The sequence below is a fragment of the Lentzea sp. NPDC037011 genome, assembly GCF_055607425.1.
In genome coordinates this window covers 366,388-378,746 of record NZ_JBVJRT010000004.1, presented here as the reverse complement: position 1 = coordinate 378,746, position 12,359 = coordinate 366,388, and the positions used below count along the sequence as shown (strand labels likewise).

Sequence of the window (12,359 nt, the reverse complement as noted above, 5' to 3'; positions counted from 1 at the left end):
GCGTTCGTCGCCACCACAGGGGAGGTGCCGGCGTTTTGGCTCCAGGACCACTCTCGGCTGACCAGCTGCGACTGCTCCAGCGGCGACTGGACGAGGCGGGTGTCGGCGCGGCGCCCGCACCGATCCCGCGCCGCCCCGCCGGGGAGACGCGGAGCCCGGCATCCCCTGCCCAGGAACGGCTTTTCTTCTTCGAGCGGATGAACCCCGGCAGCCCGCTCTACGTCGTGGCCGGTGCGCTCAGGATGCACGGCGAGCTCGACCTCGCCGTGCTGCGGGAGACGGTGCGCCGGCTGGTCGACCGGCACGAGGCCCTGCGCACGGGCCTTGAGGTCGACACCGACGGCGCTGTCGTCCAGGTCGTGCACCCGCCAGAGGCAGTCCCGGTCGAGCTGCCGGTCCGCGAGGTGACCGCGGACGAGCTGTGGGACGAGGTCGGCCGCACCTGCCGCCGGCCCTTCGACCTCGCCGGGCCGAGCCTGCTGCGGCCGGCGCTGTTCCGGGTAGGACCGGCCGAGTGGTACCTGGTGCTGTGCGTGCACCACATCGTCGTGGACGGCTGGTCCCTCGGCGTCCTCGCGGAGGAGTTCGCCGTCGTGTACGGCGCGCTGCGCGGCGGACAGCTCCCGGTGCTGCGGCCGCTGCCGATCCGGTACGCGGACTTCGCCGCCTGGCACCGCGACCACGTGTCCGGTGACGCGCTCGCCGGGCAGGTCGAGTACTGGCGCGAGCAGCTCGCCGGTGTGCGGCCCTTCGCTCTGCCGGCCGACGTCACGTCCGGCCCAGGACGGCCGTTCTCCGGCGGAGACGTGCCGATGTCGCTGCCCGCGGACCTCGTGGACGGCATGCGGCGGCTCGGTGAGGCCGAGGGCGCCACGCTCTACATGGTGCTGGCCACGGCCTGGGCGGTCGTGCTGTCGCGGTGGGCGGACCGCTCGGACGTGGTGTGGGGCACCGCCATCGCCGCGCGCACCAGGACGGAGCTCGAAGGGCTCGTCGGGTTCTTCGTGAACACGCTGGCGCTGCGGGTGGACGTGCGGGCCCCGCTGACGTTCCGGGAGCTGCTCGGCCGGGTGCGCCGGACGTGCCTCGACGCCTACGCGCACCAGGACCTGCCGTTCGACCAGCTCGTCAAGGTGGTCCGGCCGGACAGGGACGCCACGGGCCGCTCGCCGGTCGTGCGGCACCTGCTGGTGCTGCACAACACCCCGCCCGCCACGGCGCAGCTGCCCGGGATCAGCATGGACGTGGTCCCGGTGCACACCGGCACCGCCAAGTTCGAGCTGGAGATCGAGCTGTCCCCGGCGGCCGACGGCGGGCTGACCGGGTTCGTGGAGTTCGCCGCGGACGTGCTGGCGGAGTCCTCGGTCCGGCGGCTGGTGGGCGCGCTGACCGAGGTGCTGCGCGCCGGCGTGGCCGACGCCGGGTGTCCGGTGTGGAGACTGCCGCTGGCCCCGGCGGAACGGCACGCCCAGGTCGGTCGCATGCACCTGCTCGACCGGTCGCTGACCGAGGTGCCAGCGGGTGTGGTCGGCCAGGTGTTCGTCAGCGCGGCCGAGGCGGGCGAGGGGTTCGCGGGACGTCCCGGCCGCACGGCCGAGCGGTTCGTGCCGGACCCGACCGGGTCGGGCACCCGGTTGTACGCGACCGGGCTGCGGGCCCGGCGCACCGCGGCGGGAGCACTGGAGTTCCTGGCACCCGCCGTGGACGACGAGCCGCGGCGGGCGGTGGAACACCCGGTCGAGCCGCGTCAGGAGAAGGTCGCCACCCGCACCGAGACCGAGCGCGTGGTCGCGGGCATCTGGGCGGAGCTGCTGGACGCCGACGACTTCGGCGTGCACGACGACTTCTTCGACCTCGGCGGACATTCGCTGCTCGCCGTGCGGATCCTGCACCGGATCCACGCGGCCTGCCACGTGGAGCTGGAGCTCGTCGACTTCTTCGAAGCGGGCACCGTCGCGAACGTGGCGGCCCTGGTGGAGAAGGCGACCCCGGCCAGGCCCACGAGATCCATTCCCAAGCTGGACCGCGCGCGGTTCCGGGCGGATGACGACAGGAGCGACCATGGGGCTGAGTGACCCCGCAGATCTCGTCGAGCTGCTGCTCGCGCGGGCGACCGGGCGACCGGACGCCGTCGGCTACGTGTTCACCGACGGCGACGGCTCCGAGCTCGCGCTGACCTACCGCGAACTGGACGCCGCCGCGCGGGGCGCCGCCGCCGCGCTGCAGTCCGCCGGGGTGGCACCCGGCGACCGGGTGATGCTGCTGCACCCGCCCGGCGCGAGCTACGTCACCGCCTTCTTCGGCTGCCTGTACGCCGGGGCGGTCGCGGTCCCCGTGTACCCGCCGACCAACCGCGCGGGCATCGCGCGGGTGCTCGCCGTGGCCGAGGACTGCGCCGCGACCGTCGCCACGACCGACGAGGCGATCCTGCCCGCGGTGCGGGAGCGCCTGGGCGACCTGCCGCTGCGCTGGCTGGTGCCCACCGGCGAGCCGGCGGGCTGGTCCAGGCCCGCGCTCACCCCGGACACCGTCGCCTTCCTCCAGTACACCTCGGGCTCCACGGCGACGCCGAAGGGCGTGCTGCTGAGCCACGGCAACCTGCTGCACAACTCGGCGGTGATCTCCGGCGTGCTCGAACCGGACGAGCACACCCGCAGCGTCAGCTGGTTGCCGCCCTACCACGACATGGGCCTGATCGGCGGAATCCTGCAGCCGCTCCACAGTGGATTCCCGGGCATGCTCATGTCCCCCATGGCCTTCCTGCACCACCCCGTCCGGTGGTTGCGCGCCATCAGCGAGTTCGGCGCCTCGGCCAGTGCCGCACCGGACTTCGCGTACGCGGAGTGCGTGCGCCGGGTCAGCGACGAGGACCTGGCCGGGCTCGACCTGAGCGCCTGGCGGCTGGCCCTGGTCGGCGCGGAACCGGTGCGCGCCCCGACGTTGCGCGCGTTCGCCGAGCGCTTCGGGCCGGCCGGCTTCCGCGCGGAGGCGTTCCTGCCCTGCTACGGCCTCGCGGAGGCGACGCTGTTCGTGGCCGGTGCCGCCGCGTCGGTGCTGCCGGTGGAGCTCACCGTGGACCGCGCCGAACTGGCCAGGGGCAGCGTCGTGCCGGCCGGGTCCGGGGCGACGCTGGTGGGCTGCGGCACCGCCAGGGGCACGGATCTCGTCGCCGTGGTGGACCCGGCCACCGGCCGGGAACGCGCGGCCGGTGAGGTCGGTGAGATCTGGGTCAGCGGTCCCACGGTCGGCGCGGGCTACTGGGCCAACGAGGACGAGACGCAGCGCGTCTTCCGCGCCCGCCTCGACGGGTCCGACCGGGACTGGCTGCGCACCGGCGACCTCGGGTTCCGGCGTGACGGCGAGCTGTTCGTGACCGGGCGGCTCAAGGAGCTGATCGTCATCCGGGGCGCCAACCACTACCCGGCCGACATCGAGCAGTCCGCCGCCACCGCCGGTCCCGGTCTGGCCGCCGGCCGGGCTGCCGCGTTCGCCGTGGACGACGGCGAGACCGAACGCGTCGTCCTGGTGCACGAGGTGGCCAGGGGGTTCACGACCGACCAGCCGGCCGAGGTGGCGGCGCTGATCCGCGCGGTGCGCGAGGCCGTCACCCGCGACCACCTGCTCGAACTGGCCGATGTGGTGCTGGTGCGACCGGGTTCGGTGCCCAGGACCTCCAGCGGCAAGGTCCGCCGGACCGCGTGCCGCGAGCAGTACCTCGCCGGGACGCTGGCGGCCCTCGCCGCGGAACCCGCCGGACCGGCCCAGCCGAGCGAGCCCGCGCCCGGCACCGCGGACCCGATCACCCGGCTCGTCGCCGAGGCGCTCCAGCTCGACCACGCGGCGCTGGACCCCGACCGCCCGCTCGTCGGCCAGGGACTGGACTCACTGCGCGCGATCCGGCTGCGGTCCGCGCTGTTGTCCGGCCACGACACCGATGTCGAGCTGGAGTGGCTGCTGAGCGAGGCGACCCCCGCGGCGGTCGCCTCCGCGTCCCGCGGCCTGCGGGAGAACGTCCCCGTTCCCCGGCTCGCCGACGGCGTGGTGGCACCGGCGTCGTTCGGGCAGGAGCGCCTGTGGCTGCTCGACCAGATCGGCGCCGGGGCCGCGTACCACATCGCCGGCCGGGTCGACTGGGACGACGAACCCGATGTCGAGGCCGTGCGTTCCGCGCTGCGTGCACTCGTGGCCCGGCACGACGCCCTGCGCACCGGGTTCCGCCTGACGTCGGAAGGCCGCCTGGAACAGGTCGTGCACGCCGACGTCGAGTTCGACGTGGCGGTCCGGCAGGTGCCGGACGAGACGGCGCTCGACGAGGAGTGCCGGCGGGTGGCCGAGGAGGAGTTCGACCTCGCCGCACCCCCGTTGGTGCGGGCGACGGTGGTCCAGGTCACCGCGAACGGGCGGTGGGTGCTCGTGCTCTGCGTGCACCACACGGTCGCCGACGGCGAGTCAGCCGGCGTTCTGGCGCGCGAGCTGAACACCCTCCTCGCCGCCGGCCCGTCGGCGTTGCCGGAGCTGCCGGTCCGGTACGCGGACTTCGCGGCCTGGCAACGGGACCAGGTCTCAGGTGACGCGGTGGCCGGGCAGGTGGCGCACTGGCGGGAACGACTGGCCGGTGCCGTGCCGCTGGAGCTGCCGTCCGACGCCGCGGCGGGTGCCGACCGCTCGTTCGAGGGCAGCGCGCTGCCCCTCATCGTTCCCGCCGGGCTGATGGCACAGGTGCGGCAGCTGGCCGCCGCCGAGCAGGTGACGCCGTTCATGGTGCTCGCCGCAGCCTGGGCGGCGGTGCTGTCGCGGTGGGCTGACCAGAAGGACGTGGTCATCGGCACGGTCACCGCCGGTCGCTCGCGCCCCGAACTGGCCGGGGTCGTCGGTTTCTTCGCCAACACCGTGCCGCTGCGCGTGGACCTGGGCGGCGAGCCGACGTTCCGGGAGCTGCTCGGCCGCGTCCGCGAGACGTGCCTGGCCGCCTACGCGCACCAGGACCTGCCGTTCGACCAGATCGTCCGCGCTGCCCGCCAAGACCAGGACTTCTCCGACCGGCTGTCGATCGTGCGCACCATGCTCGTGCTGCGGGAGGAGCTGCCGCCGGTGGTCCCGGCGGGCCGGATCTCCCAGCTGCACACCGGGACGGCGCAGTTCGACGTGCGGATCGAGCTGGCGGCGGCCCCCGGCGGTGACCTGAGCGGCCGGCTGGAGTACTCCACCGACGTGCTGGGCGAGCTGACCGCGACCGGCCTCGGAGAGGCACTGGTGGAGCTGCTGCGCGCCGGGACCGCCGACGCCGGGCAGCCCGTGTCACGACTGCCGGTCATGTCGGCTGCGGCGTTGTCCCGCACCACCTCGCTGGGCGACGGCGGTCCGTTGCGGCCCGAGTTCGACACGGCCGTCAGCTGGTTCGAGGCGGTGGTGGACCGGTGGGGCGACGGGATCGCCGTCGTCGAGGACGGCGGTGACCAGCTGTCGTTCCTGGACGTGGAGCGGCGCGCGAACCAGCTGGCCCGGTGGCTGGGCGACCACGGCGTCGGGCGCGGTTCCCGCGTCGGCGTCTGCCTCGAACGCGGGCAGCACCTCGTGATCGGGGTGTGGGCCATCTGGAAGGCCGGGGGCGTCTACCTGCCCCTGGACCCGGACAGCCCGGCCGAGCGGCTGGCGGGCATGATCGCCGACGCCCGCCCGGCCGTCGTGCTGACCTCCTCGGCGGCGCGGAAGGTGGTGCCGCCGGACATCCGCTCGGTGTGCCTGGACGACCCGGCGGTGAGTGCCGAGGTGGCCGCACGGCCCACCACCCCGCCCGGGGTGGTGATCGGCCCGCTCGACGTGGCGTACGTGCTGTTCACGTCCGGCTCGACCGGGAAGCCCAAGGGCGCCACCAACACCCACGGCGCACTGGTGAACCGGCTGGAGTCCTACCGGCACCGGCTCGGACTGGACTCCAGCCAGGTGCTGGCGACCAAGACCCCGATCGGGTTCGACGTCTCGGTGCCCGAGCTGGTGTGGCCGCTGCTGCACGGGGCGCGGCTGGTGCTGGTCCAGCCGGGCGGGCACCGCGACGCGGCGCACCTGCACGAGGTCTTCGACCGCCACGGCGTGACGATGTCCAACTTCGTCCCGTCGATGCTGCGGCCGTTCCTGGAGCACGAGCACCCCGGCGGGCACCCGGCGCTGCGGCTGGTGGTGTCCTGCGGCGAGGAGCTGCCCACCGCGCTGGCCACCGACTTCCTCCGCACGTTCCCCGGTGTGCGGCTCCTGAACACCTACGGGCCCGCCGAGGCTGCGGTCGAGGTGATCACGCACGAGGCCACCGGACCGTTCGGCGCGCGCGTGCCGCTGGGCCGTCCGCTGGCGGGCGTCACGCTGTTCGTGCTCGACCGGTCGATGTCGCCGGTGCCGCAGGGCATGGTGGGTGAGCTGTACGTCGGCGGCGTGCAGGTCGGGCACGGCTACGAGGGCCGGCCGGACCTGACGGCGGCGCGGTACGTGCCGAGCCCGTTCGGCGACGGCGAGCGGCTGTACGCGACGGGCGACCGCGCGCGGTGGACCGACGGCGGGCTGCTGGAGTACTGGGGGCGCAACGACTTCCAGGTGAAGGTGCACGGCCAGCGGGTGGAGCTGGGCGAGATCGAGGTGGTGCTGCGGGAGTGCGAGGGCGTCGCCGACGCCGTCGTCGTCGCGGTGCCCGACCAGTACGGCGACCGGTTCCTCGCGGCCTACCTCGTCGCGAAGGCCGAACGCCCTGCCACCGAGCAGCTGCGCGCGGTCCTCGGTGAGACCCTGCCCAAGCACATGGTGCCGGCCGTGTTCACGTGGCTGGACGCGATCCCGTTGTCGCCCAACGAGAAGGTCGACCGGGCCGCGCTGCCGCCGGTCAGCCTGGAACGCAGCGCCGAGACCGCCTACGTCGAGCCGAGAGACGCCCTGGAGGGCCAGCTGGCCGAGATCTGGGCGGAGGTCCTGGGCGTCCCGCGCATCGGCGTGCGGGACAGCTTCTTCGACCTCGGCGGGCACTCGCTGCTCGCGACCAGGGTCGTCACCCGGATCAGGTCGGCCCTGCGGGTGGAGCTGCCGCTGGCGGACCTGCTCACGACCGACCCCACGGTGGAGCGCCTCGCCGACCGCATCCGCGAACGCCGGGTGCAGCAGGCGTCCAGGGACGACCTGCGCGAGGTCCTCGCCATGGTCGCCACGCTGTCGGACGAGGAAGTGGCCGCGCGGCTGGCCGAGGAGCAGGGGAGCGTCGGATGAGCCCCGGACGGTGGCGGGTGGACGGTGGTGTCGGGAGCGTGCCGGACTTGTGGGGTGCCTCCGGGCGCGATGACGATGCCGTGAGCACATCGGACCGGCCTGTCTGGGGTGAGCGATGACCGGGCGATCACGTGAGGTGGCGGCCGAACCCGCCACGACGTTCCAACGTGGACTGTGGTTCCTCGCGCGGATGGACCCGGGCAGTCCCGCCCACAGCTTCTCGGCCGGCTGGCGGCTGAACGGGGCCCTCGACGTCGAGGCGCTGCGGAAAGCGTTTTCCGCGCTGCGGTCGCGGCACCGGGCGCTGCGCACGCGGTTCGCCGAGGTGGCCGGTGCGCCGATGCAGGTCGTCGACGAACCCGCCGCGGACTTCGCGCTCACGCACGAGGTGGTGGACTCGGAGGACGAGGCCGCCGAGGTGCTGCGGGCGTTCGCCCGGCAGCCGGTCGACCTCGCCGACGGCCCGGTCCTGCGGGCCGCCGTGGTGCGGTGCGGTCCGGACACCCACCTCCTCGCTGTCGTGGTCCACCGGATCGCCTTCGACCAGTGGTCCGAGCACCTGCTGACCCGCGACCTCGCCGCGCTGTACGCGGCGGAGGTGACCGGTGCGGCACCGGCGCTGCCACCGGTCGCGGAACGCGGGCACGAGGAGCCCGGTGACCACGAGGAGGCGCGGCGGTACTGGGAGGACCGGCTGGCCGAGTGCCCCGTGGGGCTCGACCTGCCGCGGCTGAGCCAGGAGAGCGGCGACCGCGCGGCCAGCCACGGCATCGACGTCCCCGCCGAGGTCGTGGCGGCGGTGGCCCGCCAGGCCGGATGCCCGGCGAGCAGCGCACTCCTGGCCGTGTGGGCGTTGTTGCTGCGCCGCTACAGCAGGCAGACCGACATCATGGTCGGCACGAGCTCACCGGACCGCGACGGCACCGACGACATCGGCTGCCACCAGCACGTCCTCGCGCTGCGCCTCGACGTCACCGGCGACCCGGTGTTCCGCGACCTGGCCGAGCGGGTGCACGGCACGCTGGGCGAGGCCGCCGCCCACCGCGCGCTCGGGTTCGACGAGGTGGTCAAGGTGGCCAGGCCGAGCCGCCGCGGCCGCCGCGACTCCCTGTTCGAGGTGTGGTTCGAGGCCACCGGCGAGGACTCGGCCCTGGCACTGCCGGGGGTGCGGGCCGAGCGGCTCGCGCTCGACCCGGCCGCCGTCAGGTACCCGCTGGCCCTGACCGCCCGCCGCGAGGGTGACGTGTGGCGGCTGACGTTCGACTACGCGGCGGGGGAGTTCTCCGCCGGCACGATCACGGCGATGGCGAGGCACCTCGACCGGCTGCTCGCGGAGATCGCGGCGGGCGCGCAGGTGCCGGTGACGCGCATCCCGTTGCTGACCGGCGAGGAGCGCGCCGCGCTGATCGCAGGCCGCAGCGCCGGACCCGTCCAGCCGGAGCCGGGCACCACGCTGCTCGACCTGTTCGAGGCGCAGGTGGTGGCCGCACCGGACCGGGTCGCGGTGCGCCTCGGCGAGACCGCCCTGACCTACGCCGGGCTCGACGCGAGCGCCAACCTGCTGGCCCACCGCCTGCGCGCGGCGGGCGTGCGGCCCGACGTCCGCGTCGCCCTGTACCTGGAACGCGGCCTGGAGATGGTCGTGGCCGTGCTGGGGGTGCTCAAGGCCGGCGGCGCCTACGTGGCCATCGACCAGCGCAACCCGGCGGACCGGATCGGCACCGTGCTGTCCGAGGTGGCCGCCCCGGTCGTGCTGACGACGCTGCGGTCGCAACACCGGCTGCCCGCGACCACCGCCGAGGTCTGGCCGTTGGACGGCATCCACGCCGAGGCGGGCAAGCCGACCGGCCCCGGCAGCGGCCTCGACCCGCAGGACGTGGCCTACGTGACGTACACGTCGGGCTCGACCGGGGGGCCGAAGGGGATCGCCATGCCCCACCGGGCCGTGGTCAACCTGCTGGCCTGGCAGGCCGGCCACTACCGGATGACCACGGACGACCCGCCGCGGACGCTGCAGTTCGCGTCACTGGCCTTCGACGTCTCGGTGCAGGACATGTTCTCGACCTGGCTGGTGGGCGGCGAGGTCGTCCTGATCACCGACGACGAACGGCTCGACCTCGCACGGCTGCACGGCGTCCTGGACGCACAGGGCGTCCGGCGCCTGTTCATCCCGGCACCCGCCCTGCACCAGGTGGCGGCGGGCTACCGGGAGGCCGGCACGACACCGGCCGCGCTGCGCACCGTCATCTCCGGGTCGGAGCAGTTCATGGCCACCCCGGACGTCCGGCAGCTGAGCACCGTCCCCGGCATGTCCCTGCACAACGAGTACGGGCCGTCCGAGACCCACGTCGTCACCTGTTACGACCTGCCGCGGGACCACGAGCAGTGGCCCACGCCCGTACCGGTCGGCACACCGATCGCCAACGCGAGCGTGTACCTCCTCGACGAGCACGGCGAGGTCGTCCCGGACGGCGTGATCGGCGAGATCCACATCGGCGGCGCCGGCCTGGCCCGCGGCTACGTCGGCAAGCCCGGCGTCACGGCCGAGAAGTTCGTGCCCGACCCGTTCGCCCGTGAACCCGGCCGCCGCATGTACCGCACCGGCGACCTGGGCCGCTGGCGGCCGGGCGGCGAGCTGGAGTTCCTCGGCAGGGCCGACTTCCAGGTCAAGGTCCGCGGCTTCCGCGTGGAGCTCGCCGAGGTCGAGAGCGCCCTGGAGACCCATCCCCAGGTCGGTGAGGCGGTGGTGCTGGTGCGCACCGCCCCGGCCGGTGACGCCCGCCTGGTCGGCTACGTGAGCCGCGTCGGCCCCGGCACCCCGGACCTCGCCCGGCTGCTGCGGACCCACGCCGCGACCAAGGTCCCGGACTACATGGTGCCCTCCAGCGTGGTGGTGCTGGAACGGCTGCCGCTCACGGCGAACGGCAAGGTCGACCGCCGCGCCCTGCCCGACCCCGACTGGGACGCACCGCAACGCCCCGCGCGCGCACCGCTGAGCACCCCGACCCAGCGACGGGTGGCCGAGATCTGGTCGGCGGCGCTCGGCGTGGCGGAGATCGGCGCCGACGAGGACTTCTTCGACCTCGGCGGCCACTCCCTGCTCGCCGCGCAGGTGCTCGCGCAGGTGTGCTCGTCGTTCGCCGTCGACATCCCGCTGCACGCGCTCTTCGAACACCCCACCACCGCCGAGTTCGCCGAGGTGGTGGAGACAGCCGCTGCGAGCCAACGACAAGGAGGCGTGTCCGTGACCCTGTCAACCGAGGTGTCCAGGCAGTACGCCGAGGACGGGTACTTCCTGCGCGAACGCCTCTTCACGGTGGACGAACTCGCGGTGCTGCGCGACCAGGCCGAGGCGGAGTTCGGCCGCCCCGGCCCGCACCGGACGATGGAGGAGGCCTCCGGAAGGGTCCGCGCGGTGCACGGCGTGCACCTGACGAACGAGGTGTTCCACGACCTCGTCCGCGACCCCCGCCTGCTCGGCCCGGCGAGCGAGCTGCTCGGCGACGACGTCTACGTCCACCAGTTCAAGATCAACGCGAAACACGGCCTCGGCGGCGGCATCTGGGAGTGGCACCAGGACTTCATGTTCTGGCAGCGCGAGGACGGCATGCCCCGCCCCGACGCGCTCAGCGCCGTGGTGTTCCTCGACCCCGTGACGGAGTTCAACGGCCCCCTCTACCTCGTCCCCGGCTCGCACCAGGGCCTCCTGCCGGTCACCTTCGACGAGGAGGAGGACTGGGCGTCCACGCTGTCGGCGTCGCTGAAGTACCAGATCGACCCAGTGGCCCTCGGCAAGAGCATGAACGACAACGGCATCGTCGCCCCGCTCGGCGACATGGGCTCTGTCCTGTTCTTCCACGGGCAGCTGCTGCACGGCTCGCCGCCCAACATGTCCGCGACCGACCGCAGGCTGCTGATCATCACGTTCAACTCGGTCCGCAACGCCCCGCGCCCGCAGGACCAGACCCGGCCGGAGTTCCTCTCCGCACGGGACGCGACACCGCTGCGCCCGGTCGTCCCGGTCTCGTCCTAGCCCGTCCCGCCGCTGGAACGGGGGAGCGGCCACCGCCGGTCTCCCGTTCCAGCGGTGTTCTGCGCGTCGCGGTCCCCGAGGAGGTCCAGCAGGCCGCTGCCCCGCTCGGTCAGCCGGTAGACGACGTGCCGCCCGGACCGCGTCCGGCTCACCACGCCCGCCTGGCGCAGCACCGCCAGATGCGCGCTCACGGTGCCGAGCGAGAGGTCCAGCACCGCCGCCAGCTGAGTGCTCGTCGCGGGCGTCCTGAGCTCCACGGCCACCCGTGCCCGACCGGCTCCCAGCAGCACGGACACCGGGTCCGAGTGGGCGCGCTCGGGCTGGACAGCGGCCCCGCGCGCGGGGTACACCAGCGCGTACCGGCCGGGACGCTCACAGGTCCACGAGCCCTGCCGGGCCGTGTACGGGACGAAGACCAGGCCGTGGTCGCCGATGTCCCGATCGCTCCAGCTCTGGTTGCTGAACCGGATCGCGTCGGGCTCGACCCACACCGAACGCCGGGTCATGCCCTTCACCGCGCGCTGCCAGCCGTGCGCGGCGACGAGCTCGGCGCGGTAGGTGATCTCCCGCTCGATCACCGCGTGCCTGCGCGGCCAGTCGCGTTCGACGAACCGGTGCCAGCCCTCCTCCAGCACCGCGGCGATCCGGGACCCGGCACCGCCGGCCGGCAGCCACGCGCCGGTCGTGGAGCAGCCCGTGGAGGCCGCGGCGTCCTCGATCGTGGCCAGCACCTCGGCGTCGGACTGAGCGGCCACCTCGGCGAGCTCGTCGGCCAGGCGGGTGTCCACACCGCCGGACGGCGGGACCGAGACCACGTCGGGGAACCACTTCGTGGCGGAGACCAGGCCCAGGAGCCCCGCGGCGACCGCGTTGCCCGCGAGCCACGAGCGGTAGGCGGGCAGGTTCTCCGAGTGCCACCGCGCGAGCCACGGCCAGGCGCAGGGCCGGTGCAGCGCGATCAGCGACCCCACGGTCTCCGCGAGCGGCGACACGGCGAAGTGCGAGCGCGCCAAGCCGGTGGCGCTGAGGCGCAGGAGCGTCAACGTTGCGCCTTTCGTCGCAGAGCTGGAGATCCCGGAAC

The 12,359-nt window shown here is 74.0% G+C and carries 4 protein-coding genes; 3 read left to right on the top strand and 1 reads right to left on the bottom strand.

Annotation, left to right across the window (positions count from 1 at the left end; genetic code table 11):
* The first annotated feature begins 35 nt into the window (after positions 1–35).
* From ACZ7CH_RS13760 to ACZ7CH_RS13750, 3 genes are all read left to right on the top strand, one after another.
* Positions 36–2,075 (top strand): condensation domain-containing protein, encoded by a 2,040-nt coding sequence (locus tag ACZ7CH_RS13760; RefSeq protein WP_470374014.1) that lies wholly within the window; start codon positions 36–38, stop codon positions 2,073–2,075.
* Positions 2,062–7,245 carry an amino acid adenylation domain-containing protein gene (locus ACZ7CH_RS13755; RefSeq protein ID WP_470374013.1) on the top strand — a complete coding sequence of 1,728 codons (5,184 nt, stop codon included), beginning with the start codon at positions 2,062–2,064 and terminating at the stop codon, positions 7,243–7,245. The genes ACZ7CH_RS13760 and ACZ7CH_RS13755 overlap by 14 nt, the downstream gene beginning before the upstream one ends.
* Before the next feature lie 115 nt (positions 7,246–7,360).
* Positions 7,361–11,278 carry an amino acid adenylation domain-containing protein gene (locus ACZ7CH_RS13750; RefSeq protein WP_470374012.1) on the top strand — a complete coding sequence of 1,306 codons (3,918 nt, stop codon included), beginning with the start codon at positions 7,361–7,363 and terminating at the stop codon, positions 11,276–11,278.
* Here ACZ7CH_RS13750 and ACZ7CH_RS13745 read toward each other — a convergent pair.
* Positions 11,275–12,321, bottom strand: a complete 1,047-nt coding sequence (locus ACZ7CH_RS13745) for an ArsR/SmtB family transcription factor (RefSeq protein WP_470374011.1) — start codon at positions 12,319–12,321, stop codon at positions 11,275–11,277. The two genes, ACZ7CH_RS13750 and ACZ7CH_RS13745, sit on opposite strands and share 4 nt — an antisense overlap.
* Positions 12,322–12,359: the final 38 nt, after the last annotated feature.

Bases quoted from the DNA above. Each gene is read 5' to 3' on its own strand.
- ACZ7CH_RS13755 (WP_470374013.1), top strand. From the start codon at position 2,062: ATGGGGCTGAGTGACCCCGCAGATCTCGTCGAGCTGCTGCTCGCGCGG.
- ACZ7CH_RS13750 (WP_470374012.1), top strand. From the start codon at position 7,361: ATGACCGGGCGATCACGTGAGGTGGCGGCCGAACCCGCCACGACGTTC.